Raw genomic sequence first — 24,311 nt, 5'->3', positions numbered from 1 at the left:
TAGATCTCATACATATCGGCACGTCGCCGCGCGAACGTGGTCCCTTGGTCCCGTGCCGCCGCCCGGAGCCCATCGTCCCAGCGTCACGCCGTGGTGCACCTAGCGTCGAGAGTGCCACCGCCCCGACGTCATGACACGTCGGGGCGGTCCTCGCGCGGGTCAGTCAGCGAGCTGCGCGTCGGTCACTCGGCTGCCCGACTGCGGCGTCCGGATCCACGGTCCCAGGTCGAACCCCTGCGCGCGTGCGGTCCCGAGGAAGACGGACTCGACAGCGCCGTCGATGTGCGGGGCACGTGCCAGGAGCCAAAGGAACTTGCGGTCGGGTGAGCCGACGAGCGCGGTCCCGTAGTCGTCGGCGATGCGCAGCACCCAGTAGTCGGCGCTCGTCCACGGGATCCATCGCAGCCCGGCGGGCAGGAACGTCACCTCGAGCTGGCCGGGGTGCGCCGGGTCCGGGGTGGCCTTGCCGAGCGCCTGCACGGGTTCGCGGTCGGCGTCGAGGCACCTGTTGTCGACGCGCACGTTGCCGTCGTCGTCGAGCGTGTACTCGGCGGTGACGTCGCGGGCGGTGTCGTCCTCGTGCTTCATCGGCAGGCGGCCGATCTCGTACCAGAGGCCGAGGTAGCGCTCGAGGTCGAGGGCGGGGACCGAGGTGACGTCCATGGTGTGCTCCGTTCGTCGTCGGCTCCTCACCGTCCCACGGAGCCGGGCAGGGTGCATCCGCGCCTCTGGTGCGCGGGGCACCTCACTACGCTCGACCGGGGAGCAGCACGCTCCTCCTGCACGAGGAGGTCCACATGCCAGCAGCTGGAGCAGTAGAACCGTTCGTCGTCCCGGACGTCGCAGCGTCGCGGACGTGGCTCGAGGCGCACGAGGGCACGTCCGACGGGGTGTGGCTCGCGCTCGCGAAGAAGGGAACGACGACGCCGACGAGCCTCACGTACGCGCAGGCCCTCGACGTCGCGCTGTGCTCAGGTTGGATCGACGGGCAGAAGCGGTCGTTCGACGAGGCCGTTTTCCTGCAACGCTTCACGCCCCGCCGACGCCGGTCCATGTGGTCGGCGCGCAACGTCGAGCACGTCGCGCGGCTCGAGGCCGAAGGGCGCATGCGTGTTCGTGGCCGCGCCGAGGTCGACGCGGCGCGCGCAGACGGCCGCTGGGACCGCGCGTACGCGGGCTCGGCGACGATCGAGGTGCCTGAGGACCTCGCGGCGGCGCTCGCCGCGCGGCCCGGCGCCGCCGAGGCCTTCGCGGGCCTCGACGCCGCGAACCGGTACGCGGTGCTCCACCGGGTCGTCACGGCCGCCCCCGGCGAGACTCGCGATCGGACGGTCGCGCGCGCCGTCGAACGGATCGCCTCGGGGGCTCTCTGGCATCCGCGGACGAGTTGACCTCCCCCGCCTACCTGGCCGAGTCCGGATCTGCTTACGCCCCGAGCATCGCGCGGGCGTGGGCATACTTCTGCGCGAACCACTCCCGCTCGGATGCCGTGAGGCTCGCGGTGCGCGCGGGGTCGGTGTTGTGGGCGATGTCGCTGAGCTTCACGCTGCGTGCGACGGCGTTCGCGCGGATGGCGCGGTAGTAGTCGTCGGCCGCGACCTCCGGGGTGCGGGTGAGGAGCACGACCGCGTCGACGATGTCGGCGGGGATACCTGCGAGGCGGAGGTCGTCGGGCGTGATCGGCGAGTCCTCGACGACGTCGTGGAGGAGAGCAGCGACGTGCTCGGCCTCCTGCTCGACGGGGTCGAACCGTGCGGCGACGGCGCGCGGGTGCTCGATGTAGTCGACGCCGAGCTTGTCGACCTGCCCGGCGTGGGCGTGCAGAGCGATGAGCCCGGCGCGCTCGACGAGGCTGATGCCCCGGACCGACGAGACGGGCACACCCCACGTGAAGCGCTCGAAGGGCACGTCGTGCGCCTCGAGCCAGCGGCCCTCCCCTGTGGCGACGAGCACGGGCGCAAAGATGCGCAGGAGCTCGAGGACGTCGCGGTCCGGGTCGCCGCCGAGCGCGGCGTGCAGCTGCGCGACGCCGTCGGCCGGGATCGTGTGGTGGTACTCGTAGTCCTCGCCGTCCCGGTAGTCCGTGCCGTAGAGGTCGACACCGCCGGCCTCGGTGCGGGTCGCGCGCAGGGTGAGGCTGCGCAGCCTGAGAAGAGGTTCGTTCATCGGGGTCTCCTGTCGGTTCGGCCGGGCTGCGCGACCGCAGCCCGGCCGGCGAGGGTCCCTGAGCCCTCACGAGGAACGTAGCGGCAGCCACCGACATCCTCGGCAGGTGGCCGCGCGGCAACGTCGCGGTGCTGTCCCCTGACCGGCTCGTCACCGCCCCCGGGCATGGTCCCGGCGGCGGCGCCGAGGCTCAGCCGGTCGGAACCGGGCGGCGCGGGTCGACGTCCTGGCGGTCCTTGTCGAGCTCGTCGTTGGCCTTCTGCTCGCGCAGCAGCTCGTCGAGCGGGGCCTCCCACCCTCCGAGCACCGCGTCGACGAGCAGCGCGCCCTCCTGCTCGACGAGCAGGTAGACGTTCCCGTCGGGCGGCCCCGACGGGGCACGTTCGGGCGGGACGCGCACGATGGTGAGACCGGGGTGCCGCGCATCGGCACGGACGTCGCCGGGTTGCACGTCGATCGGCGCGAACGCTGGTTCCTTGTCGAGCCACCACCAGTCGACGGTGTCCTCGCACGTCGTCGTGAAGCCGCTGAGGTAGAGCGCGAGCCGGTGCGTCACGAGATCGCACGTCGCGCTCGCGTCACCCCGACCGTTCGCAGTGACGATTGTGTCGATGAGCGTCATCGCGCGCGTCGTCACCGACGCGTCAGCGAGTCGCTCTGTGGCGGAGTCCGACCCGACGGTCGCCGTCCGCGGCCGGTTGAGCAGGGTGAGCGCGACGATGATGCCCGCAAGCACGAAGAGGACGACGGTCGCGACGGCAAGGCGCTGCAGGCGGGTCCGTCCCGGGTGCGGGGCCGGGAGGCCCGGCGCGCCGTTCAGCCAGTCGTTCGCCGTCGGCGGTATCCCTGGAGCGAGCGCTGGCGGCGCTGTTGGTGCAGGCGCAGGCGACGTGGGCGGTGCGAGTGGCGTGGGCGGTGCGAGCTGCGGGTTCGGGTCGCTCGGAGGAGCCGGAGGACCGAGAGGTGGCGGCTGGACGACGGGCGGGTTCGACGGCGGTGTGGGCGAGCTCATCCCCGGAACATATGGTGCCGGACCGGCCGCTGCAGGGCGCCTGTGGACAACCTGCTTTTGCACCCTTCCTGTGGGCAGCCGACGCGGTGTGACACGAGTTCCCACGCTGTGGGCTCCGCGCCGACTCCGCACGCCGGCGCATCCGCACGCGTGATGCGGCGGCAGGAGTCCGCGACGTCTCAGCCGCGTCGGCGGCTGCGCACTGAACGACGCGAGACGACGCGTCGGACCACACCCGGGGCACCAGCACCGTCCGGGCCCGGCGACGCAGGCGGCCGCGCGCGAGCCGCGCCGACCTGCCCGGGGTGGCTCGGCTGCTCGTCGACGAAGAGTCCACGGTCGTCGAACGTCGAGCCACAGGCACGGCAGACGTACGCGACACCAGGCCGAACGTCGCAGCCTGCGAGAACGACCCGCTGCCGCTCGAGCACCAGCCCGTAGTCCTCGAGGGACATGCCGCCGGGCGGGACGACCAGGCCGTATGCGTACCGATAGACGGCGCCGGCCGCCTCGCAGACGGGGCACTCGCCTGTCTCGTCCCACGGCAGGACGGGCTCAGGCCGCTCACTCGCGTCGGTGCTGCTCATCGTCGACCTCCCCGTTCCCGGCCCGGCCGGGCCGCGCTGCCGCGGCCCAGCCGGCGAGAGTCCCTGAGCCCTCACGACGAACGTAGCGGCAGCCACCGACATTCACGGGCCAGCCTGCGGCGGTGGTGCGAGTTCCCCTCGAGCCGGGTGAGCTTCCCGTCTCCCGTGACCGAATGTCGGTGGCTGCCGATAGCGTCGGCAGCACCACGGTGGGAGATCCACGGCGTCGGAACAGGGACCCGGCGCCGGGGACCACCGTCACGCACAACCCTCAGGGAGCCAGACATGGGTGACGTCGGAATGACAGGGCGACTCGTCTCGCCAGCGGGAGCAGCCTTCGGGCTCGTCCCCGTGCCGGACCCGTGGAGCAGGCCGACAGGCCCGGAGGGGAGACTGCTCGTCGACATCGAGATGCTCTCCCCCGACAGGCTCGTCTGCTACCTCTCACGCAGGATCCCGACGGCCGGGCTCACCCGCCTTGCGGAGGCCTACCTCAGGGCTGCAGCCGACCAGCACCCCGAGGTCACGGTGCCGGCGGTCGAGATCCCCGAGGGGGGCATCACCGTCGCGTTCGTCGCCTCGACAGATCTTGACGTCACCGTCGAGTGCTCGGTCGTTGAGGCCCTCGACGCGCACGTCCCGGAGCACGACGGGCTCGCGTTCGAGGTCCAGCGCGCGAGCCTCATCTCCGCCTCCCACCAGCTCACGTCATGGGTCGAGGCCCTCCACGCGCCGGTCGACGAGGAGGCCTGATGGGACTCCTTGCCAAACGTCTAGCGCTCGAACCCGGCGACCGGCTCGTCCAGGTCGCGGTCCACCCGTACCTCGACGAGCTCACAGGAGCGCCGGCGACCGTCTATATGCACCGGGTGAGTCTCGAGGAGGACGACGACCCCGTCGCGTTCGCGAGCGCGCTCACCGCGTTCGTCGACGGCGTCGCGGCGACGACGAGCATCGTCTCGCCCGAGTGGTACGCCTCCTCGTGCGTGCTCCTGCAGATCGTCGAGGAGGACGACGCGGAAGCGCTCATCCCGGCGCTCGGCGGCCCGGGCCCGCGGTTCCACCCGCCCAGCGAGTCCGTGCGGCGCGCCTGCCGGTTGCTCACGCAGACGGACCGCACCCCGGTCCACATGACGTCGTGGATCTTCTCCGACCGGTTTCTCCGGCACAAGTTTGGCAAGGCGCGCAGCATCGTCGAGGCATGGCCCGCGAGCGACCTCATGCTCGCGCTGCTCGGCGAGCTCGCCACCGGCGAGTCCCGCAAGTCGCTCGCGGCCGTCGCCGACGACCTCGGATCGCGCCTCGGCGATCCTCCCGACGGCCGGCGTGCCTACCTCCACAGCGTGCTGCGCGGCTGGTCATCGACCTACGACGGACCGGAGGTCCCCGCATGAGGCCAGAACACCTCGTAGCCTGGGTGTGCGAGTTCTGCGGCAACTACGGCGAGACGCTGACCGAGAGCGTCGACGTCCTGCAGTGCGACGTGTGCGGCGAGCCTGTGACGGAGGTCCAGCGATGACTGAGGCACCTGGCGTCCCCGACACCGATCCCGAGGCGATCCCGCTCGCGCACCATGCAAGTGGACGATCTCGACGATCCCACCAGTCCGTCCGAGGTAGGCTCGCGCTAGCCGTACGCCTCTGAGGCCGCGACGGCTCATCCTTTCGCTGCGCTGCGCCAATGATCACCGTGGAACGGGGACGCACTGGCACGACGCGGCACCGCGTCGTGACCGTCGAGGACTCACGACGAGCACAGAGCGACAGGGGCAACAATGACGGTTCTTCCCACGTTCGACGCGTCGCTCAGCGACAAGCAGCGCAGGACGGTGGCCCATCACGCCGACGAGCTGCTCAAGGACCTCGACAAGAACGTCGTGCCGTCGTTGCATCGCCATGTTCTCGAGGCCGCGCTCGCGCGACTCGTGGGTCCGTCCGCACCAGCGAACGCCGACGAGGTCGTGCCGCCGACGGTCCCGACGCCGGCGCCGCCCCTGCGCGAGGACGTCCCCCCGGCCGACGACCTCCTGGCCAGCGCTCCTGCTGAGCCGTCGGTCGATCCCGATCTCGTCTGGATGCTGAGCGCAGGTGTCCTCACCGCGGGCGAGGAGCTGCGCGGACCGAACGACGCGGCCGACGAGCGCGCTGTCGTCACTGCCGCAGGGTCTGTGGTCCGTCAGGGAACGACCCATCCGGGGCCGTCCGCGGCTGCAACTGCTGCCGTGGGCTACCAGCGCAACGGCTGGCTCTTCTGGCACGTCGTCCAGGATGGAACACCCACGTCGCTCGCTGTGCTGCGCAGCCGTCTCCGAGGCCGCTCGCAGCTTCGACGCCGATAGGGCGCCAGCCTCGCTCACGTTGCCGCGAGGTTGCCCGACCCGTCGGGGATGCTCCACCCGACGGGCCGGGGCCTCGCTGACCACCACTCTGCAACTTGTTCCTGGGATTTCCCTGGCACAACCTTGACACTCCACTGGCACAACCGCGCCGTAGGATCGAACTGTCCCCGATCCTCTCCCCCGGAGCCCCGCATGCCTGCGTCCACCCTCTCCGACGGCGCCCTCGTCCGCGAGGCCCGCCCCGGTGACGAGCCCGCTATCCTCCGCTGCATCCAGGCGCTCGCCGCTTACGTGAAGGAGCCGGACGCGGTCGTCAACACCGTCGAACGCCTCACGGAGACGCTCTTCGGCGAGCGGCCCGCAGCGTTCACGCACGTCGTCGAGGTCGACGGCGACGTCGTGGCGATCGCCCTGTGGTTCACGACGTACTCGACGTGGACGGGCGAGCAGGGCATGTGGCTCGAGGACCTCTGGGTCGACGACGCGTTCCGCGGACGCGGCTACGGCCGTGCGCTCGTGCAGACCCTCGCAGCCGTGTGCGTCGAGCGGGGCTTCCCCCGGTTCGAGTGGACGGTCCTCGACTGGAACGCGCCGTCGATCGCGTTCTACCGGTCACTCGGCGCGGTCGGCATGGACGAGTCGACGACGCAGCGCGTCACGGGCGACGCGCTCGCGAGGCTCGCCACCCGCTGAGCCCGCACTGCTCGCAGCGTGCCGGTCTTGCCCGATCGTCCGCTCAGCGCTCGGCGTCGAGCGTCGCGTCGTCCCGCGCCGGCGTAGCCTCGTCGACGACCTTGTTGAGCCGCTCGGAGAGCAGGATCCCGAGAAGGACGAGGGCACCGAGGTAAAGCGGGAGCAGCCACATCCCCAGCAGCGCGGACAGCCCGCCGAAGACAGGCGGGGCGAGCGTCGAGCCGGTGTAGGCGGCCGCCATCTGGATGCCGATGATCGCGTGCGAGGTGTGACGCCCGAAGTTCGCGGGCGTCGAGTGGATGATCGCCGGGTAGATGGGTGCGCTGCCCAGACCTGCGAGGACGAGCCCGGCGAGCGCGACGGCGTCCGTCGGGATTGGGAGCGCGACGAGAACGACACCTGCGGCGATCGTGAGGAAGCCGCCACGGATGAGCGCACGGTCCCCGAGCCTGTCGGCGACGAAACCGGCGAGGAACCGGCCGGCAGTGATGCCGAGGAGGAAAAGGGAGCCGAACGCGGCTGCGGTCCCGGCGTCGACGTCGCGGTACGTGACGAGGTAGGTCGACGCCCAGAGGATCGCTGTGCTCTCGAGCGCGCAGTAGGCGAAGAACGCGCCAAGGACGAGGCGCACCCCGGGAATGCGCAGGACCGTGCGGAGCGGGACGTGCCCCCTGGTCGGTTCGGTGCCGGACTGCTCGTCCCGGGGTTCGTCGGCGGTGCGCGTCGCCATGGCGACGGGGTTGACCCTCCCCCAGAGCGTGACGCTCAGCAGCAGGACGACGGTGAGCGCGGCCTGGATGATGCCGACGCTCCGGTAGGCGCTCGCCCAGCCGAGGCCAGCACTGATCGCGTGGCTCATGATGAACGGGCTGATCGACGCGCCGACGCCCCAGAAGCTGTGCAGCCAGTTCATGTGACGGGCTGCGTAGTGGAGCGCGACGTAGTTGTTGAGCGCAGCGTCGACGGCTCCGGCGCCAAGCCCGTACGGGAGCGCCCACACGCACACGACCCAGAACGCGTCGGCCGTCGAGAACCCGAAGAGCGCCGCTGCGGTCATTCCAACGCTCACCGCCGTGACGAGGCCGACGCCGAGCCGGCGCGTGAGGCGTTCGGACAGGAGGCTCGAGACGATCGTGCCGCCCGCGATGATCATCGTGAGGATGCCGGCAGAGCCGAGGGGTACGCCGAGGTCGCCGTGCATGACCGGCCAGCCCGCCCCGACGAGAGAGTCAGGCAGTCCAAGGCTGACGAACGCGACGTAGATAAGCGCGAGGAGCAGGGAGTACATGTGCGGGCCGTTCGTGTCGTGACGTCTGCTGGGTGCTGCGGCGGCGCGCGGACTGTCGCTTCCGTGCCGAGGTCGACGATGACGTCGCGTTCTCCCCGCACACCGTCGGGATCGAGCGCGACGGTCACGGGCCCAGCGGACTGTGGTCCCGGGTCCCGGGTCCCGACGGCATGGAGAGACACGTGTCGTGCGAGGTCGCGAACCTACACCGCTGCGCGGACCCGTGCGTCGACGTGCGAGTGACCTTGCTTACTGCTCCGTCCGAGGGGCGGTGCGGGTGCGTCGGCCGTGGGTCTGACGAGGCTCGCGCCCCTGCCCGTGGACCTGGCCAGGGCCCTGGCCTTGGCCTTGGCCTTGGCCTTGGCCTTGGCCTTGGACGAAGGGAGACCCGCAACAGGATCCGCGCTAGCGTCGGCGTCGATATCCCCCACCACCGGAAGGTGCCCCGTGCCCCGACGTCCCAGCGTCACCCGGCTCACTATCGAGCAGCTCGGCCAGACGCAAACCGTCACGGTGACGTGGGAGCGCGGCAGGCCCGGCCTGCTCGGCCGGCTCCTCGGGTCGCGCGCGTCCGTCGTCGCGCTGCGCCCGTCCGGCACCTCGGAACCCTGGTCGGAGTACCCCGTCCCGAGCGGCACCCGGCTCGTCAGCAGGCTCAGGGGACCCCGGCACACGGCCGTCGGCCACTACGACGCACGGGTGCGGCGGGCCTCGACCCCCGACGGTTGGTCCCCGACGGTCACCGCACGGGTCACGGTGCTCGACGGCGCGTCGTCCCCCGCAGGCATGCTGGGCGCAGCGGCCGTCGACGATGTCGGCGACAGGATCCTCGCGGCGGCCCGGATCCGCGGCACGGCCCCCGACCGCCCGTCCACCGTCGCCACTTCGCCCACGCCCCTCGACGCCGTCGGTCGCGCGGACACCGCACGGACGGAAGCCCTCATCGAGGTCCTCCGGGTCCTCCTCGCGCTCGAGAGCCGACTCGGCGCTGGGACCGCCGCAGCCCTGCGCGACGCGGCGACGTTCCGTCGCTGACACGCGCGAACTGAGGCGCGCGAGCGCAGGCACCCGCACGCAGTCGCACAACGACGAAGGCCGGAACCTCATGGTCCCGGCCTTCGATCTGGTGGAGCTGAGAAGACTCGAACCCCTGACCCCCTGCATGCCATGCAGGTGCGCTACCAGCTGCGCCACAGCCCCGTGAGGGCGAACCCTCTCGTCGACCCACCGCGGTGGGGACCGTGCGGGGTGCTCGCTGCTGGGCGTCGGGGTGTCATGTGAGTGCGGCGCGTGTCGTGCCGGGGGCGACGACGCGGTTGAGCCTCTCGGAGAGCACGAGACCGAGCCCGACGATGAGCACGAGGTACAGCGGGAAGATCCACGTCCCCGTCCAGGTGGAGAGTGCTCCGAACACGGGCGGGGCGAGGGTCGATCCGGTGTAGGCGGCGGCCATCTGGATGCCGATGATCGCCTGGGAGTTCTCGCGTCCGAAGCTCGCGGGCGTCGAGTGGATGATCGCGGGGTAGATCGGCGCGCAGCCGAGGCCTGCGAGGACGAGGCCTGCGAGGGCGACGACGTCGGTGGGGACGGGCAGCGCGACGAGGATGACGCCGAGGGCGACGGTGAGGAAGCCGCCGCGGATGAGGAGGCGGTCGCCGACGTGGTCGGCGACGAAGCCGGCGAGGAACCGGCCGGCGGTGGTGCCGAGGAGGAAGAGGGCGCCGAAGGCTGCGGCGGTTCCTGCGTCGACGTCGCGGTCGGTGACGAGGTAGGTCGAGGCCCAGAGGATCGTGGTGCTCTCGACGGCGCAGTAGGCGAAGAAGGCGCCGAGGACGAGGGTGACGCCGGGGATGCGGAGGGCGGTGCCGAGCGGGACGTGCCGGCGTGGCTGCTCGGGTGCGGGTGCGGGTGTGCCGTCGGCCGGGGCGTCTGCGGGGTCGCCGTCGGTGTCGACGGGGTGGGTGGGGTTGACCCTGGCCCACAGGGTGATGCTCGCGAGGAGGATGACGGTGAGGACCGCCTGGATGGTGCCGACGCTCTGGTAGGCGCTGGACCAGCCGAGCTGGGCGCCGATGGCGTGGCTCATGATGAAGGGGCTGATGGATGCGCCGACGCCCCAGAAGCAGTGGAGCCAGTTCATGTGGCGGGCGGCGTAGTGCAGCGCGACGTAGTTGTTGAGGGCGGCGTCGACGGCGCCTGCGCCGAGGCCGTAGGGCACGGCCCAGAGGCACAGCGTCCAGAAGGAGTCGGCGGCGGAGAAGCCGAAGAGTGCTGCGGCGGTCATGCCGACGCTGAGGGCGGTGACGAGCCCGACTCCGAGGCGGCGGGTGAGGCGGTCGGAGAGCAGGCTCGAGACGATGGTGCCGGCGGCGATGACCATGGTGAGGATGCCTGCGTAGCCGAGGGGGACGCCGAGGTCGCCGTGCATGACCGGCCATCCGGAGCCGACGAGGGAGTCGGGCAGGCCGAGGCTGATGAAGGCGACGTAGATGATCGCGAGGAGGAGGGCGTACATGGCGGCGGGCCGTTCGTGTGGTCGGGGGTGCGGGCGCCTGTGCTCGCGCGTCCATCATGCCTCGTCGGGCGGGGTGGTCGACGCGTCGGGCGGGTCGGACGTGTTGACGGGGCTCGGGCGGCACGACAGACTCTCCACCAGCCTGGAAGCGCTTCCACCCCGTGTCGGCCGTTCACCACCTGCACTGCGGAGTCCCCCGATGACCACGCCCCCCGCACCCCGCGTCCGCGTCAACCAGATCGGCTACCCCACGTTCGCCGAGAAGATCGCGACCCTCGTCACGGACGCCGCCACAGCCGTGCCGTGGATCCTCGAGCACGACGGGACGACGGTCGCCCGCGGCACGACCCTCCCCCGCGGGACGGACCCGTCGGCAGGGCTCGCCGTCCACACGATCGACATGTCGGCGACCACGGCGCCCGGCACCGGCTACACGCTCTCCGCGGACGGAGCGACGAGCGACCCGTTCTCGATCGGCGCCGACCTCTGCACGGCCCTGCGCGTCGACGCCCTGAGCTTCTTCTACCTCCAGCGCTCCGGCACACCGATCGACGGTGCCGTCGCGGGAGCCTCGTACGCACGCGCCGCAGGACACGTCGGGCTCGCCCCCAACCGCGGCGACGACGCGGTCGCCTTCCTCCCCGCGGGTGCGCTCACGGTCGACGGGCACGACCTCTACGACGGTTGGACGTGCGACGGCACGCAGGCGACGCAGCCTTTCGGCACGGCGTACGTCCCGGCCGACGGACGCTACGACTGGGGCTCGAACGGCCTGCTCCTCAACAACCTGGCCGTCCTCGTGGCGGCGTTCGACCTCACGGGTGAGGGCCGCTTCCGGCAGGGCGTGCTCACCGGGATGGACCACCTGCTCGGACGCAACGCGCTCGGGTTCTCCTACGTCACGGGGTACGGGACACGCACCGCCCAGAACCAGCACTCGCGCTGGTACGCGGCGCAGGTGGACCCCGCGCTGCCGCACCCGCCCGCGGGCACCGTCGCGGGCGGCCCCTGCTCCGCCGTGCCCGACCCGGTGTCGGCCCCTCTTGCGGGCCGAGCACCGCAGCAGTGCTACCTCGACGACATCGGGGCGTGGGGCGTCAACGAGCTGACGATCAACTGAAACTCGGCCCTCGCGCACGTCGCGTCGTTCGTCGCGGAGCAGGGCGAGGCGCGGGGCTGAGCGACCGGCCGTGGCGGTACGGAGCGTTCCGGCGACGCCGGCCCTGGAACGGCCGCGAGACAGCAGACGCACGACGCCCCGTCCGCGCTACCGTCAGCGACAGCACCTGCACCCGTCCCCGGAGGCGTCCCTTGGTCCACCGCCCCGTCGCCCGACAGGAGTCCCCGTGAAGACCGACGCCACGCGCACCGTCCCGCCCGAGCTTGCGCACGCCCCCGCGGCCAAGGTCGCCCGCATCCTGCGGGACGCACGGGATCTTGCCGACGACGACGTCCTGCCGATCCTCGTCGCCTGGGGCAGCGACTTCGCGGAGCAGCTGGTCCGCGCGCTCGCGACGAACGGCACGAGGTTCGGCCCGGCCGACCCCACCTATCGGTCGGGTCTCACGCTCCGGCTCCTTGCGGCGCTCGACGCCGCGCCCGTCGACCACGCCCCGTACCTCGAGGACTGGGCGCTGCACGCCGCGTCGTTGCTCCGCGACGACGTGCCCGCCTCGGCGCGGTGGCGCGCCACCCCCGGGCTCACGCTCGCGCACGTGCTGCGGCACGTGCCGGACCATGTCCGGCTCGCGGCCGAGCACGGCATCCCGACGCCGTCCTCGATCGAGACGCTCGTGCCCGAGCTCGTCGCGCGGGGAGAGCTCGAGCGCGAGACGACCGTCGAGGTTGCGCTCATGGCGCTCGACACCGCGCGGCGGCCCGTCGATCGTGCGCACTGGCTGACGATCCTGCGTGAGCACCTGGCGTTCTCCGACGACGAGGTGCGTGCCGCGGCTGACAGGCTCGTCCCTCTCCTCGCGCACACCGAGACGCGCCTCGTCGAGGAGCTTGCGCCCGCGCTGCTCGCGTCGGACGACGACGCCACGGTGGGCGACGTCCTGCTCACCGCTCTCCACGTGCGCTCCGCGAAGGCCCGGCGCACCGTGCTCGCCGCCGCGCTCGCGCGGCGCGCCCCGGCCGACCCCGAGGTCCTCGAGCTCGCCGCGGTCGCCGTCGCGCCGCTGCTCGGCTCGAAGGACCGTGGCGTCGTCAAGGCCGCTGCCGCGCTCGTCGAGGCCTGGGGTCTCGACGTTCCCGACGACGACGCACCCGAGGCACAGGCCGTCGCCGGCCGCTGGAACCCGACCCCACCACCGTGGACGCTGCCCCGGTTCGTCCCCGCGGAGGCGACGGTACGCTCGCTCGAGCGGCTCGTCGCCGTGGTCGCACGCCGTCCGGAGCGGACCGTCGACGTTCTGTGGGAGCAGCTCCTCACGACGATGAACACCGTCGCGGCGAGCGACCGCGAGGGGGCGCGCTCGGCGCTCGCGGGCGTGCCCCGCGCACCAGGCGATTCGTTCGGCATGTTCGCGGCCTGCGTGACGACGTGGCTCGCCGGCAGCGAGCCGACGTACTACGAGATCGACCGGCCCGAGAAGGACGGCAGGCACGCCTACACCCTGTCTCCTGTCCGCGCGCGTGACGCCCAGGTCGTCCACCGGCTCGGCACGCTGCCCTGCCTCCTGTCGACGCCGAGCCGCGAGGACCTCGCGCTCGACGTGGCCGACCTCGCCGACCGCCTGAGCGCCTACGCCATCGGAGGCGTCGCCGCGAGCGAGGGCGACCTCCAGCTCGCGCTCGCGCGCCTTGACCTCTCGTCGGTCGATGCGAGCTCGCGGGCACGTCTGGCGGCGCTGGGCACCGTCCCGCTCGTCGGCGGCTCCGGCACGCTCCTCGGCCTCGACGCCGTCGCGCTCACGTCCGCCTACCTCGACGATCCGTACGTCCTGCGTGACGCGTCGCGCGACACCCGGCGCAGCCGGACGCTGTCGGCGGAGAACGTGACGATCCCGGCCTCGCTGGCGGCACTGCCGCCGCGCGCTCATGTCGGGTGGCCCGCGCCCGACCCTGCTGCGTTCCCGGGCTGGACCCAGATACCCCTCGACGACGTCGTTCCGGAGGGTACCCCTGGGACCGGCACGGCTCTCCTCCAGGCGACCCGTCGTCATGGACCGCTGCCGTCCGTGTTCGCGACGGCGCTGCTCGTGGCGCCGTCGACGCTCCTGCCTGTCGCGGTGCCCGAGGGTTCGCAGGCCGTGCGGGACGCGTGGTCGCGCGGTCTCCTGCCACCCGGCGCCGCCGACGCGTCGCTCCCGTGGGCAAGGATGACGCCGACGGGTGTCGCGGCCCTCGCCGCCTCGCTGCTCGCGGCTGCCGACGACGGTGCGGCGGCCGCCGTGTGGCCGTTCCTCGACGACCTGCTCGCCCGCTTCGCGGCGCTTCCGCGTGTCCCGGTGGGCACGGCCGAGCTTGTCGAGACCGTCGTCGCACTCGTGCCGGACGCGCTCGACGCGGTCGCGCGCGGCATCGCCGCACCCGCCGTCCTCGACGTGCCGGGGCTGCGGTCGCTCGCCGCGCGGACGGGCTCGGCGCAGGCGGTGGCCGGCGCCCGCGCGGCCGTGAATCTCCTGCCGGTGCCTGCACCAGACACCTCCTCCGCGGCCGCGGGGTCGGCAGCGGAGTCGTCTGCGAGGTCGTCTGCGAGGTCGACTGCGAGCCCGCGCCGCGCCGCGACCTCCCGCGCAGCCGCGCCGGCGCTCCCGCAGGCCGCAACGCTTCTCGACTCGACCGCGTTCGCCGAGCAGTGGCCGATGGGCCCGGGCGCGGCACGGGTCGTCGACGACGGCGCGATGCTCGCCGCGACGTTCGTCGCAGCCCGCTCGCAGCAGAAGCAGTGCGCCCTCGACCTCACGGTCGCGCACCTCGGGACCTTCCGGGTGTCGACGGGATGGTTCTACTCCCTCGAGGTCGAGGGGCAGGTCAACGCCGTGCCGTGGACCGACGGCGCGCCCCCGCAGGGCTCCGAGGGCCACGCGCGGGTCTGGCTGTTCTGGGACGACGCGGCGCAGCAGCTTGCCGTCTCTCCCTTCCGCAACCGCGTGGACGCGACGTCGGGGCCGCTCGCCCGCGAGGCGCGGACCCCGCTGACGATCTCGATGGTCGCGGTCATGCTCGCCATGGCGTGCTCGGACGGGTCGGCGTACAGCCCTGCGTCCGCGCTGCGGGACTCCCGGGTGGGTGCCGACGCGGTGCGCACCGCCCTGCTGCGGCTGCTCCCCCTCGAGGACATCGACCCGGGCAGGGTGCTGCGTCTGCTCGCGACCGATCCCGGGCTCCTGCCCGTCCTGTGGCCCCTGCTCGTCGAGCCCGTGCGTCTTGCGGCGAGCCTGCCGAAGCCGCCCCGCTGGCTGCCGCGCGTGCTCGACGCGGCGACGCTGCACGCGCCCGCGCTGCGTACGGCCGCCCACCGGGGGCTGCTGCCCGACGACGCGGCGGAGTGGCCCGGTCTGCTCGACCTCGCGGGCCGCTCGGGGTCGTCGGTCGCGTTCCGCAAGGCCGCCGCACTGGCTGCGCTGCTCGGGCTCGTCGCGGCGGACGGTGACGCATGAGCGCGCGGACGTTCTCAGCGCTGCTCGGGCTCGACCCGGCCGGCAGTGCCGCATGAGCGTGCGGACCTTCGCCGCAGAGTCGCGGCTCGACGAGGCCGGCCTCGCGCTCGCCCTCGCACCGGCTCTCACGCCGTCCGGGGTTGCCGCCTCGCCGAGCTTCTTCCACGGCTTCGCGGCCCACCCGCAGGTGCTTGCGCGGGGCCTCGTCGCGCTCGCCGAGGTCACGGGGACCCAGTACTACACGGTGGTCCCGCAATCGATGCGCGACCCGGTGCTCACGGCGCACGGAGACCGGCTGCGCGCCGAGTGCCTCTCGGCATGCGCGTCGGTCCACGCGCGGCTCGACCTGCTCCCGGAGTCCTTCGACGCGGGCGAGATCACGCACGGTACGACGAACGTCGACCTCGGTCCGCAGATGCGCGTCGCGCTCACGAAGGTCGGCCGCGCCGAGCTGCTCCACCTCGACGTCGGGCACGAGGGGCTGAGGGTCGCGACGCCCGACGGCACCTCGCACGAGCGTCCCGTCGTGATGCCGCACCGGTGGGTGCGCGGGTTCGGCAACGCCGCCGAGATCCACCACGGCCTTCCGCGCGCGTTCGAGGTCGGGGCGGCCGCCGCCCGAGCGTTCGTCGCGAGCCTGCCGCCCGCGACGGGTACGGACCGCACGGGCTGGCTCGTCCCCGACCGCACGGGCCTGCGGTTCTCGCCGCGCAAGGTCGCGGGCGGCGTCCACGTCGCGGGCCTGCACCGGCTCTCGGCGCTCAAGCGGCTGCTCACGCATGCGACGGGGCTCGTCGTCCACGGGTCCGATGAGCCGGGTCCCGCGGTCGTCACGCTGCTCCTGCCCGGGGCGCGTCTCGCGCTCGGCCTCACGGACGCTCCGTGGCGCGGCTTCTCGGGCGAGGGTGCGCTGCTCGAGCACCTGGCCGGCGGGACGGCGTTCGAGGACGCCGAGCTCGTCGGAGCGTTGCTCGCGTTCGAGCCCGTGCTCGACGAGGCACGTCTCGCCCGCGACGCGGCCCTCGACCCCGCGCGCGTGCGGGACGCGATCGCCGTGCTCGCCGCGTCGGGCCGCGTCGGACGCGACGTCGTCGACGACGCCTGGTACCACCGCGAGCTGCCCCACGACCCGGACCGCGTGACGAAGGACGCGGCGCGCCTCACGCGCGCACGGCGCCTGCTCGCCGCGGGCGCCGTCGAGCCGCTCGCCGACGCCTGGCGCGTGCGGACGGGCGACGGACCGGGCTACAGCGTGCGCCTCGACGGCCCCGAGGCGTCGTGCACGTGCCCGTGGTTCCTGCGGCACGGCACGGGCCGCGGCCCGTGCGCGCACGTCCTTGCGGTGCGGCTGCTCATCGAGGAACGGCCGACGTCCGAGGGGCCGTAGCCCAGGAACGATGAAGGCCGGGACCTCATGGTCCCGGCCTTCGATCTGGTGGAGCTGAGGGGACTCGAACCCCTGACCCCCTGCATGCCATGCAGGTGCGCTACCAGCTGCGCCACAGCCCCGTGAGGGCGAACCCTCGCGTCGGCCCACCGCGGTGGGCCTCGGTAAGTCTACGCAGAGGCCTGCCGAGAAATCCAATCGGGTCCGGCTGCCCAGTGCTCGCGCGAGAACGCCGCTCCAGCGTCGTAACGAGCGAGCCGCCACGACGGCACGGCATCGGGTCCACCGGCGCGCAGCTCGGCCCAGTGGACGTTCGCAGGCCCGATGAGCCCCCGCCAGGTCTCGACGTCGAGGCCGAGGAGCGCGGTCGTCCCGGTCGAGATCGCAGCGCCGTGCGAGACGACGCACAGCACCTCGTCACGAGCCAGACCTCCGGCATACTCCTCGACCGCCTCGACGAAGCGCTCACCCACGGCCGCGCGCGGCTCGGCGCCGTCGACGGGTTCGCCACCGTGCCGCCAGGCGGCGTACTCCTCGGGCCAGCCCTCACGCATCTCAGCGGCGGTGAGACCTTCCCAGGGCCCGAAGCTGCGTTCGCGCAGCCGCGCGTCGAGGGTCACGGGCAGGCCCGTGACCTCGCCGAGGGCGTGCGCGGTGTCCGCGGCGCGCACGAGGTCGGAGGTGACGATGCGCGTGACACGGTGCGCCGCGGCGAGCGCCGCGGCGCCCTCGCGAGCCTGCCAGCGGCCGACGTCGTCGAGCGGGATGTCGACCTGCCCCTGCAGTCGACCTTCGGCGTTGTACGCCGTCCGGCCGTGCCGCAGCAGCAGGAGCGTGCCGGCTCTCATGCCTGCGGCGCGTCCTGCTCCGCGTCGTCCGCCGGGGCACCGTGGAGGTCGGCAGGGAGCTCGACGACGGGGCAGTCCTTCCAGAGCCGCTCGAGGGCGTAGTAGACGCGATCCTCGGAGTGCTGGACGTGCGCGACGACCTCTCCGAAGTCGAGGAGGATCCACCGGGCCTCGGTGCGCCCCTCGCGACGGACGAGCTTCGAGCCGGCCTTGTGCATGGCCTCCTCGATCGCGTCGCTGATCGCGGTGACCTGGCGCTCGTTGCTCGCGGACGCGATGAGGAAGACGTCGGTGAGCACGAGCTGCTCCGAGACGTCGAGGGCGATGATCTCCTCGGCCTTGCGGTCGGCGGCTGCGCGTGCGGCGACGACGGCGAGGTCCAGGGCGCGCTGGGTGGCGGGCACGGTTCTCCTAGCGAGAGCGGTCGGGTGACACCCCAGTATGACGGGTCAGAGTTCCCCTGGTGCACGGGCGTCGACCGTGACGGTGACGACGTCCGCGCTCGCCTGCACTGAACTGTCGGGGGTGCGCGACTCGAGAAGGAGCCACACGAGGACGCCGAGCAGGAGCCCGACAGCGACGAGGATGATGATCTGCGGCCAGGACAGTCCGAGAACCGCGTCCTGCTCGTGCGCGGGTGCGTCGTCGCGCGCGTCGTCCGGCTCGTCGAACGTCGGCGCCCCGAGCACCTGACCCCACGCGGGGACGATCGGAGCGTCCTCCCCCGGCGCAGCCGGGCCCTCCGCGGGGGCGCCCGGCGCACCTGCGGAGTCCGGGCCACCTGCGGAGGGGGCGAACGACGGCGCCGCCTGCGGGGCGGCCGCCGGGGTCCCTGCACCGGTGACCGGTCCCCAGGGCATCGGCTGGCCGGTGGTCGCGTGCGTGCCGGCGTGCGGCGGCTGCGAGGTGAACACACCGGGCTGGGCCGAGGCGGTCGGCGCGAACGGCGCGCGCGCTCCCGGCGCCGCGTGCGCGCGGTCCTCGACGGGGCCCCAGGCGCTCGGGGCCGACGGTGCGCTCGCGAGCGACGTGCGCTGCTGCTGGGCGGGTGCGGCCGACTGCGGCGTCACCCCGCCCGACGGGTTGACGGGGCTCGGCGTGCCGACCGACGCCTGGGCGACCGCGTCACGCACACCCATCCGGGCCGGCGCCTGCGCCGCGGGCTGCGTGTCACGGGGCGGGGCGGAGTATGCCGCCGGACGACCGGTCTGGTCGACGGGCACGACGGGCGTGATGCGGCCGGTGTGGTCGACGGTACGCACGGCACCCGTGACCGCAGGCGGGACGACGGTCGGCGCGGGGCGTGACCTCGGTTCTGGCTCGACGTCGGGCAACTGCATCGCTGCACGTCGCGTTGCGCCGGCGTCAGCAGGCCGTCCGCCCTGAGCCGGTGCACGCTGCGGGAGCGAAGCGCCAGGCTGGGGCTGAGAAGCCCCGGTGGGCACCGAACCGGGGGTCGGGCGTGCATCGGTCATCGACGGGACGTGGCCGCCCGCGGGGGCGTGGTACGAGCCCGGGTGCCCGGGGCGCTGAGCCGTCGCGCGGCCCTGCGGCTGCGAGGGTGCCGGCGCGGCCGCTGGCCGCGGCGCAGGGCGCTGCGCCGCGGGCGCCTGCGGGGCAGGCCGCTGAGCCGCGGGATGCTGGGCCGGGGTCGGTCCATCGGGTGCCTGCGCCTGCGTGCGTGAGGCGTGCTCCTGCGCCTCGGCCTGCGCCGCGCGCTGACGCTCCTCGCGCTCGGCGATCTCACGCATCTGACGTCGCGTCAGGGGCGCTCCGGCGGACATGGGCTGCTCCGGTGTGGTCATGACGCATCCACGTAGAGTCGATGCTTCTGGATGTACTGGACGACGCCGTCGGGCACGAGGTACCAGACAGGCCGGCCCGCGCGCGCTCGCTCGCGGCAGTCCGTCGACGAGATCGCCAGGGCGGGGATCTCGACGGCGGTCACCTTGAGCGCGTCGAGCGTCCCGAGGTCGAGCGTGTGACCCGGGCGTGTCACGGCGACGAAGTGGGCGAGGTCGAAGAGCTCGTCCGCGTCCTTCCACGCCGCGATCTGCGCGATCGCGTCCGCCCCCGTGATGAAGAAGAGGTCGGCGTCGGGTCGCTGCGCGTGCAGGTCACGCAACGTGTCGATCGTGTAGGTGAGACCCGGGCGGTCGATGTCGACGCGGCTCACGGTGAAGCGCGGGTTCGACGCGGTGGCGACCACCGTCATGAGGTACCGGTGCTCGGCCTCCGTCACGCGGGAGTCCTGCTTGAACGTCGGACGCCCCGTCGGGACGAAAACAACCTCGTCGAGGTCGAAGCGCGCAGCGACCTCGCTCGCGGCGACCAGGTGGCCGTGGTGCACGGGGTCGAACGTGCCACCCATGACCCCGAGCCGGAACCGCCGTGCCGTCATCCCGTCAGCTCTCTCCTGCTCCCGTCCGGCCTCGGCTCAGTGACGCGTACCGGAGCTCTTGAACGCGAACGTCACGAGCAGCAGCGCGAGGAGCGCACCGAGCGTCAGCAGCCCGTACGCGATCGGCGGGATCGGCAGCTCTGTGACGACGGTCGACTCCGAGGCTCGGAGCACGGACGCGATCATGGATGGACCTCCTGGTCGGGTGCGGTCGTCGGGCGCTCCCTCGAGGAGCCGCCACGAAGGCCAAGTCTCTCATGCGGACGGTGCCGGGAGAACCCGGTTGGGGCGTGTCGGGCACCTGTCCGCAGGACCTCCACGTCGCTCTCAGGTTCCGCTCAGGGACGGGTATGGCCCTCGCCCTCGACGACCCACTTCGTCGTCGTGAGCTCGGCCAGCCCCATGGGGCCACGGGCGTGCAGCTTCTGCGTCGAGATACCGATCTCGGCGCCCAGGCCGAACTGCCCGCCGTCCGTGAAACGCGTCGAGGCGTTGACGTTGACGACGGCCGAGTCGACCTCGGCGACGAACCGCTCCGAGCTCCGCAGGTCGTTCGTGAGGATCGCCTCGGTGTGGCCGCTCGACCACGTCTGCACGTGCTCGATCGCAGCGTCGAGGTCCGGCACGACGCGCACCGCGAGTTCGGGAGCGAGGTACTCGGTCGCCCAGTCCTCGTCGGTCGCCGCGACGACGTCAACGCCCGCGGGCGCGAGCGCCCGGGTCGCGTCGTCACCGTGGAGGACGCAGCCGGCCGACGCGAGCGCGTCAAGCGCCTGCGGCAGGAACGCAGGCGCCGCAGCCTCGTGGACGAGCAGCGTCTCGACGGCGTTGCACACCCCGACCCGCTGCAACTTGGCGTTGAGGAGGATCGCGAGGGCCTCGTCGAGGTCTGCGCTCGCGTCGACGACGAGGTGGCAGTTGCCGACGCCCGTCTCGATGACGGGCACGACGGACTCGGCGACGACCGTGCGGATGAGGTCCGCGCCGCCGCGGGGCACGAGGACGTCGACGAGCCCGCGCGCCCGCATGAGGGCGACGCCGCCGGGACGGCCGTAGCGGTCGATCGACTGGACGAGGTCGCGCGGCAGACCCGCGGACTCGAGAGCGCGGGCGAGGACGTCGACGATGACCTCGTTCGACGAGGCCGCGGCCGAGCCGCCGCGGAGGATAACGGCGTTGCCGCTCTTGAGCGCGAGCCCCGCCGCGTCGACCGTGACGTTGGGGCGGGCCTCGTAGATCATGCCGACGACGCCCATGGGCACGCGCAGCTGACGCAGCCGCAGACCGTTGGGCAGGGTCCAGCCCCGGATGAGCTCGCCCACCGGGTCGGGCAGCGCAGCGAGCTCCCGCAGCGCGTCGGCGATCGCGCCGATGCGCGCAGGGTCAAGCGCGAGCCGGTCGAGCAGCCCCGGCTCCATGCCGTTTGCCTGGCCCCGCTCGAGGTCGAGCGCGTTCGCCACGACGATCTCGTCGGACGCCGCGACGAGCGCGTCAGCCATCGTGTGGAGAGCCGCGTCCTTGACCGCACGCGTCGCGGTCGCGAGCGCGCGCGACGCGACCTTCGCGCGTCGCGCGATGTCCTGGACGGCGGTCGTCACGTCGTCAGCGAGGGGGGCCTGCGTCTCGGTCGTCATGCGGCCCGAGGGTAGTCCTCAGGAGACCCGCGGGTCACGTCGGGTCCGTGGTGCGGACGGGGCCGCCATCTCCCGCCCCGGCGGCGGCCGGGCCTCACATGCCGACGACGCAGCTCAGGTCACTCCTTGATGGTCTCGGCGCGACTGTTCTTCCTGTCCCAGCCGTAGAGGATGGTCATGCCGGTCTCGCGGTCGGGCACTACCACGAACCTGTATGTCGACGTGAACTGCATCAGCTCGGGTTCGCCCTCGAGGTTGCCGTACTGCCTCGTCAGTGCGACGGGAATCTCGAAGTACAGTCGCTCCTCGGTCGCCTCGATCGACTCGAACCTCAGATCGTCCACGCGGATGCGCGCGCCACCCTCCGGGTAGTCAGCCGCGAAGCCATACTCCAAGATATCGAACGGTGAGTTGTCAAACATAAAGTGATCCTCGACCGTGAAGGTCTCGGTGTAACTCTCCGTATATTTGTGCACCGGCGGGAGCACAGCCCTCCCGATCGCCTCGGCTCGCGCTCTCGCCTCCGGGCTCGGGTCGAACGTCGCCTCGGAGTCGAGCCAGGACTCGAGGAGGAACGTCATGACGGCTTTCTTGGCACGATTGACCGTCGCGTCGTCGTACCACTCGTTCACAGGCCCCTTGTACAAAATTCTGTCGGTCTGCAGGAGATCCGCGTGCGGATCGAGCACGAGCGGGTTGTACGTCCCGAACCCGTCCGTGATGCTCGTGCTCGACGTGAGGAAGCCCTTCGCCGCGTTCCCGCTGCGGTCCAAGTAGGGAACTGTCGCGGAAGGCTCAGGGGTCGGAGCAGCGCTCACGCAGGGACCGGGGTAGCGGAAGCAGTCGAGGACGCGGTCGTCGGGGCGGCGCGCTCGGCTCCGGACTCCGCGTCGGCGCTGCACGCGACGAGCGCGAGAGCGAAGGTGAGTGCGCCGCTCACGAGCGCCGACGCCCGGCGCGACCGGTACGGGGCCGGGCTCGGGTGAGCCGTCCGGCCAGGACACACCGTGGACCTCTCGGTCGCAGCAGTCGTCGTCGAGCTCGTCACCGTGGTGGTACCTCCAGGACGGGAGAAGGATGGCACGGCCGCTGTGCCGGAACTCCACCGCGGGGTCGTCGCTCGAGAGCACGGCGACAACCCCGCGGTGGCACGCTCGTCGAGCGAGTCAGGCAAAGATGCTGAAGCTGAGGATGTCAAGCACCTTGGAGGTGACGGCCTTCGATCCATGAGTTGCCGGGACCTTCCACCGGAAGCTCGCGAGGCCCTGCACCTTCGGTGTCTTTGCCGACACCTTGCCCTTGGCATCAGTCTTCACGGTCGCGACCGTGCGCCACTTCCCCCCGACCCTCTGCTCGAGCTTGACGACGACGCCCTTGACTGCTGCCGTCCCCGATCCCTTCGGTACGCGGACGACACCGGAGATACGGTTCTGGTCAGAGTTGTGGCTGATGGACACGGTCGTCACAGGCCGTGCGGCAACCGTCCGGGTCGTCGACTTCGAGCTCTTGAGCGCCTTCGTCGCCGGGACGTACCAGCGCAGCGACACCTTCGACGTGGACGTGTACGTCGCAGAGAGCTTGCCGCCCTTGCCCGACGTCACAGTGCGGACCGTCTTCCACGAGGCCCCGGAGCGTTTCTGGAGCCGAACCTTGACCCCAGAGACACCGGTCAGCTGCGCACCCTTCACGCGGGTGACCTTGCCCGTCGCGGTGATCGTGGAACCCGACCGCTTCGCGGTGAGCGTGACCTTCGTCGGCGAGGCAGGCACCGGCGCCTTGGCTACCTTGACGGACGTCGACACGGCGGCATGGTGGCGCGGCGTCGCGGCGATGCGCCAACGCAACGTGACCGCCTTGGACGTCGTGACGGTGGCGGTGAGTCGTCCGTTCGTCGTCGACGTCGCCTTCCCGACGTCGACCCACCGCGATCCCGACTTCCGCTGAAGCGTCGCGGCGACACCCGACGTACGCGCGTACCCGGTCCCGACGGACGTCTCGGCGTACCCGGTCACGGTGATCTTCCCACCGCTCCTCACAGCCTGGGGGGAGACAACCTTGGCGGGGAGCACCTGGCGCGCGGCGACCTTCGCCGTGCCCGACGTCGCCGACCACACGGTCGAGCTCTCGCGCGCGACGGCACGCCACGACCCTCCGGCGTCGTCGGCGATCGTCGCGGAGAACGTGCCGCCGCTGTCCGTGGTTACCGTGCGGCTGGTCGTCCAGACCCGACCGACGAGACGCTGCACGTCGACCGTCGCGCCCTTCCAGCCGATGGTCTCGTCGTCGACGTGGTCGTACCGCGTCACGGTTCCGGAGACCCGGACACCGGCGGGTGTGCGCGCAGCCTTGATCTTCGCCGCCGATGCGAGCCGCAGGTCGACGGCCGTGCTCCTCACGTCGAGCGACGCGTCCTCATAGTCCACGCCCTCGGGAAGCCACGGCCCGTGCGGGGACCAGCCCGGCTGAGCGCGCGCCGTGTACTTGCCGGGCACAGCACCGTCCATGAATAACGCGTCCCAGGTGAACGCGCCGCGCGTGTAGTCGTCGAGGTACATGCCGATCATGGTGGAATCCGACACCACAGCCGGGCTGCCCTGGCGGACGAGCTCGAGATCCGCGAGCGAGATGCACGCCACCGGGTTCGCGACGCCCACGGTGAGCGGGACGGTCGAGCTGCTGATCGCTGCCGTCGGCGGCAGCTTGAGGTCCAACGTGCACGTCGCGGTGGGCGCGGCTGCTGCTGCCGGCATCGCTCCGGCCGCGGCGAGCGCTGCGGTGAGGAGCGCCGCTGCGCCTCTGAGTATTCCCTGTTTCATCGTCTTTCCTTCTTCCGTG

Annotated in this window: 24 protein-coding genes and 2 tRNA genes; 10 read left to right on the top strand and 16 right to left on the bottom strand. The window is 72.3% G+C overall.

Annotated elements, in window-relative coordinates; genetic code table 11:
• Positions 1–159: 159 nt before the first annotated feature.
• Positions 160–663, bottom strand: coding sequence for a lipocalin family protein (locus tag C1729_RS01005; RefSeq protein ID WP_242493662.1), 504 nt, complete (start codon positions 661–663; stop codon positions 160–162).
• A gap of 134 nt (positions 664–797) precedes the next feature.
• Between C1729_RS01005 and C1729_RS01000 the strand changes: the two genes are divergently transcribed.
• A complete protein-coding gene (locus C1729_RS01000) occupies positions 798–1,391 on the top strand; it encodes a YdeI/OmpD-associated family protein (protein WP_102507937.1) in 594 nt (197 codons plus the stop codon).
• A 34-nt stretch (positions 1,392–1,425) separates the two neighbouring features.
• Here the strand turns inward: C1729_RS01000 and C1729_RS14865 are convergent, their stop codons facing one another.
• From C1729_RS14865 to C1729_RS00985, 3 genes are all read right to left on the bottom strand, one after another.
• Positions 1,426–2,166, bottom strand: a complete 741-nt coding sequence (locus C1729_RS14865; RefSeq protein ID WP_242493661.1) for a hypothetical protein — start codon at positions 2,164–2,166, stop codon at positions 1,426–1,428.
• Positions 2,167–2,356: 190 nt separating this feature from the next.
• Positions 2,357–3,178 carry a hypothetical protein gene (locus C1729_RS00990; protein ID WP_102507935.1) on the bottom strand — a complete coding sequence of 274 codons (822 nt, stop codon included), beginning with the start codon at positions 3,176–3,178 and terminating at the stop codon, positions 2,357–2,359.
• Positions 3,179–3,357: 179 nt separating this feature from the next.
• A complete protein-coding gene (locus tag C1729_RS00985; protein ID WP_102507933.1) occupies positions 3,358–3,765 on the bottom strand; it encodes a hypothetical protein in 408 nt (135 codons plus the stop codon).
• Between the two features lie 285 nt (positions 3,766–4,050).
• On the opposite strand from C1729_RS00985, the gene C1729_RS00980 reads away from it, so the two are divergent.
• From C1729_RS00980 to C1729_RS00965, 5 genes are all read left to right on the top strand, one after another.
• Positions 4,051–4,518, top strand: coding sequence for a hypothetical protein (locus C1729_RS00980; RefSeq protein WP_102507932.1), 468 nt, complete (start codon positions 4,051–4,053; stop codon positions 4,516–4,518).
• Positions 4,518–5,159, top strand: coding sequence for a hypothetical protein (locus C1729_RS00975; RefSeq protein ID WP_102507930.1), 642 nt, complete (start codon positions 4,518–4,520; stop codon positions 5,157–5,159). Before C1729_RS00980 ends, C1729_RS00975 begins: the two co-directional genes overlap by 1 nt.
• On the top strand, positions 5,156–5,284 hold the full coding sequence (locus C1729_RS15140) for a hypothetical protein (RefSeq protein WP_277985796.1): 129 nt from the start codon (positions 5,156–5,158) through the stop codon (positions 5,282–5,284). Before C1729_RS00975 ends, C1729_RS15140 begins: the two co-directional genes overlap by 4 nt.
• A gap of 255 nt (positions 5,285–5,539) precedes the next feature.
• On the top strand, positions 5,540–6,103 hold the full coding sequence (locus C1729_RS00970; RefSeq protein ID WP_102507929.1) for a hypothetical protein: 564 nt from the start codon (positions 5,540–5,542) through the stop codon (positions 6,101–6,103).
• 192 nt (positions 6,104–6,295) lie between these two features.
• Positions 6,296–6,796, top strand: a complete 501-nt coding sequence (locus tag C1729_RS00965) for a GNAT family N-acetyltransferase (RefSeq protein ID WP_102507927.1) — start codon at positions 6,296–6,298, stop codon at positions 6,794–6,796.
• 43 nt (positions 6,797–6,839) lie between these two features.
• On the opposite strand, the gene C1729_RS00960 is transcribed toward C1729_RS00965, so the two are convergent.
• Entirely contained in the window at positions 6,840–8,084 is a 1,245-nt protein-coding gene (locus C1729_RS00960) for an MFS transporter (protein WP_102507925.1), read from the bottom strand.
• 447 nt (positions 8,085–8,531) lie between these two features.
• Here C1729_RS00960 and C1729_RS00955 point away from each other — a divergent pair, with 447 nt between their 5' ends.
• Entirely contained in the window at positions 8,532–9,119 is a 588-nt protein-coding gene (locus tag C1729_RS00955; protein ID WP_102507923.1) for a hypothetical protein, read from the top strand.
• A gap of 89 nt (positions 9,120–9,208) precedes the next feature.
• Here C1729_RS00955 and C1729_RS00950 read toward each other — a convergent pair.
• Positions 9,209–9,284 (bottom strand) — tRNA-Ala (locus tag C1729_RS00950).
• Positions 9,285–9,357: 73 nt separating this feature from the next.
• Positions 9,358–10,599 (bottom strand): MFS transporter, encoded by a 1,242-nt coding sequence (locus C1729_RS00945; protein ID WP_102507921.1) that lies wholly within the window; start codon positions 10,597–10,599, stop codon positions 9,358–9,360.
• Positions 10,600–10,798: 199 nt separating this feature from the next.
• On the opposite strand from C1729_RS00945, the gene C1729_RS00940 reads away from it, so the two are divergent.
• From C1729_RS00940 to C1729_RS00930, 3 genes are all read left to right on the top strand, one after another.
• On the top strand, positions 10,799–11,719 hold the full coding sequence (locus C1729_RS00940; protein ID WP_102507920.1) for a glycoside hydrolase family 9 protein: 921 nt from the start codon (positions 10,799–10,801) through the stop codon (positions 11,717–11,719).
• Positions 11,720–11,945: 226 nt separating this feature from the next.
• Positions 11,946–15,206 carry a hypothetical protein gene (locus tag C1729_RS00935; RefSeq protein ID WP_102507918.1) on the top strand — a complete coding sequence of 1,087 codons (3,261 nt, stop codon included), beginning with the start codon at positions 11,946–11,948 and terminating at the stop codon, positions 15,204–15,206.
• A 52-nt stretch (positions 15,207–15,258) separates the two neighbouring features.
• The gene (locus tag C1729_RS00930; RefSeq protein WP_102507916.1) at positions 15,259–16,593 is read left to right on the top strand and encodes an SWIM zinc finger family protein; all 1,335 of its coding nucleotides are present in this window, start codon (positions 15,259–15,261) and stop codon (positions 16,591–16,593) included.
• A 46-nt stretch (positions 16,594–16,639) separates the two neighbouring features.
• On the opposite strand, the gene C1729_RS00925 is transcribed toward C1729_RS00930, so the two are convergent.
• From C1729_RS00925 to C1729_RS00890, 9 genes are all read right to left on the bottom strand, one after another.
• Positions 16,640–16,715: transfer RNA gene (locus C1729_RS00925), tRNA-Ala, on the bottom strand.
• 48 nt (positions 16,716–16,763) lie between these two features.
• Entirely contained in the window at positions 16,764–17,441 is a 678-nt protein-coding gene (locus tag C1729_RS00920; RefSeq protein WP_102507914.1) for a histidine phosphatase family protein, read from the bottom strand.
• Positions 17,438–17,845, bottom strand: coding sequence for a ribosome silencing factor (rsfS, locus tag C1729_RS00915; protein ID WP_102507912.1), 408 nt, complete (start codon positions 17,843–17,845; stop codon positions 17,438–17,440). The genes C1729_RS00920 and rsfS overlap by 4 nt, the downstream gene beginning before the upstream one ends.
• Positions 17,846–17,890: 45 nt before the next feature.
• On the bottom strand, positions 17,891–19,246 hold the full coding sequence (locus tag C1729_RS00910; RefSeq protein ID WP_129590620.1) for a hypothetical protein: 1,356 nt from the start codon (positions 19,244–19,246) through the stop codon (positions 17,891–17,893).
• Complete coding sequence (nadD, locus tag C1729_RS00905) at positions 19,243–19,842, bottom strand: nicotinate-nucleotide adenylyltransferase (protein ID WP_102507908.1); 600 nt, start codon at positions 19,840–19,842, stop codon at positions 19,243–19,245. The genes C1729_RS00910 and nadD overlap by 4 nt, the downstream gene beginning before the upstream one ends.
• Before the next feature lie 36 nt (positions 19,843–19,878).
• Positions 19,879–20,028, bottom strand: a complete 150-nt coding sequence (locus C1729_RS14430) for a hypothetical protein (protein WP_165375380.1) — start codon at positions 20,026–20,028, stop codon at positions 19,879–19,881.
• 152 nt (positions 20,029–20,180) lie between these two features.
• A complete protein-coding gene (locus C1729_RS00900) occupies positions 20,181–21,476 on the bottom strand; it encodes a glutamate-5-semialdehyde dehydrogenase (protein ID WP_102507906.1) in 1,296 nt (431 codons plus the stop codon).
• Positions 21,477–21,595: 119 nt separating this feature from the next.
• On the bottom strand, positions 21,596–22,606 hold the full coding sequence (locus tag C1729_RS00895) for a hypothetical protein (protein WP_102507904.1): 1,011 nt from the start codon (positions 22,604–22,606) through the stop codon (positions 21,596–21,598).
• 36 nt (positions 22,607–22,642) lie between these two features.
• The gene (locus C1729_RS00890) at positions 22,643–24,292 is read right to left on the bottom strand and encodes a hypothetical protein (RefSeq protein ID WP_129590619.1); all 1,650 of its coding nucleotides are present in this window, start codon (positions 24,290–24,292) and stop codon (positions 22,643–22,645) included.
• Between the last annotated feature and the right edge of the window lie 19 nt (positions 24,293–24,311).

Origin of the sequence: Sanguibacter massiliensis (assembly GCF_900240335.1) — a bacterium.
In the GTDB taxonomy this organism is placed as follows: domain Bacteria; phylum Actinomycetota; class Actinomycetes; order Actinomycetales; family Cellulomonadaceae; genus Flavimobilis; species Flavimobilis massiliensis.
The sequence above is the reverse complement of the archived record's forward strand: the minus strand, read 5'-3'. Positions and strand labels throughout refer to the sequence as shown.

What these genes read in the sequence shown, in the direction of transcription:
- C1729_RS01005 (WP_242493662.1), bottom strand. Translation starts at nt 663, where the DNA reads ATGGACGTCACCTCGGTCCCCGCCCTCGACCTCGAGCGCTACCTCGGC.
- C1729_RS01000 (WP_102507937.1), top strand. Translation starts at nt 798, where the DNA reads ATGCCAGCAGCTGGAGCAGTAGAACCGTTCGTCGTCCCGGACGTCGCA.
- C1729_RS14865 (WP_242493661.1), bottom strand. Translation starts at nt 2,166, where the DNA reads ATGAACGAACCTCTTCTCAGGCTGCGCAGCCTCACCCTGCGCGCGACC.
- C1729_RS00990 (WP_102507935.1), bottom strand. Translation starts at nt 3,178, where the DNA reads ATGAGCTCGCCCACACCGCCGTCGAACCCGCCCGTCGTCCAGCCGCCA.
- C1729_RS00985 (WP_102507933.1), bottom strand. Translation starts at nt 3,765, where the DNA reads ATGAGCAGCACCGACGCGAGTGAGCGGCCTGAGCCCGTCCTGCCGTGG.
- C1729_RS00980 (WP_102507932.1), top strand. Translation starts at nt 4,051, where the DNA reads ATGGGTGACGTCGGAATGACAGGGCGACTCGTCTCGCCAGCGGGAGCA.
- C1729_RS00975 (WP_102507930.1), top strand. Translation starts at nt 4,518, where the DNA reads ATGGGACTCCTTGCCAAACGTCTAGCGCTCGAACCCGGCGACCGGCTC.
- C1729_RS15140 (WP_277985796.1), top strand. Translation starts at nt 5,156, where the DNA reads ATGAGGCCAGAACACCTCGTAGCCTGGGTGTGCGAGTTCTGCGGCAAC.
- C1729_RS00970 (WP_102507929.1), top strand. Translation starts at nt 5,540, where the DNA reads ATGACGGTTCTTCCCACGTTCGACGCGTCGCTCAGCGACAAGCAGCGC.
- C1729_RS00965 (WP_102507927.1), top strand. Translation starts at nt 6,296, where the DNA reads ATGCCTGCGTCCACCCTCTCCGACGGCGCCCTCGTCCGCGAGGCCCGC.
- C1729_RS00960 (WP_102507925.1), bottom strand. Translation starts at nt 8,084, where the DNA reads ATGTACTCCCTGCTCCTCGCGCTTATCTACGTCGCGTTCGTCAGCCTT.
- C1729_RS00945 (WP_102507921.1), bottom strand. Translation starts at nt 10,599, where the DNA reads ATGTACGCCCTCCTCCTCGCGATCATCTACGTCGCCTTCATCAGCCTC.
- C1729_RS00940 (WP_102507920.1), top strand. Translation starts at nt 10,799, where the DNA reads ATGACCACGCCCCCCGCACCCCGCGTCCGCGTCAACCAGATCGGCTAC.
- C1729_RS00930 (WP_102507916.1), top strand. Translation starts at nt 15,259, where the DNA reads ATGAGCGTGCGGACCTTCGCCGCAGAGTCGCGGCTCGACGAGGCCGGC.
- C1729_RS00920 (WP_102507914.1), bottom strand. Translation starts at nt 17,441, where the DNA reads ATGAGAGCCGGCACGCTCCTGCTGCTGCGGCACGGCCGGACGGCGTAC.
- C1729_RS00910 (WP_129590620.1), bottom strand. Translation starts at nt 19,246, where the DNA reads ATGACCACACCGGAGCAGCCCATGTCCGCCGGAGCGCCCCTGACGCGA.
- nadD (WP_102507908.1), bottom strand. Translation starts at nt 19,842, where the DNA reads ATGACGGCACGGCGGTTCCGGCTCGGGGTCATGGGTGGCACGTTCGAC.
- C1729_RS14430 (WP_165375380.1), bottom strand. Translation starts at nt 20,028, where the DNA reads ATGATCGCGTCCGTGCTCCGAGCCTCGGAGTCGACCGTCGTCACAGAG.
- C1729_RS00900 (WP_102507906.1), bottom strand. Translation starts at nt 21,476, where the DNA reads ATGACGACCGAGACGCAGGCCCCCCTCGCTGACGACGTGACGACCGCC.
- C1729_RS00890 (WP_129590619.1), bottom strand. Translation starts at nt 24,292, where the DNA reads ATGAAACAGGGAATACTCAGAGGCGCAGCGGCGCTCCTCACCGCAGCG.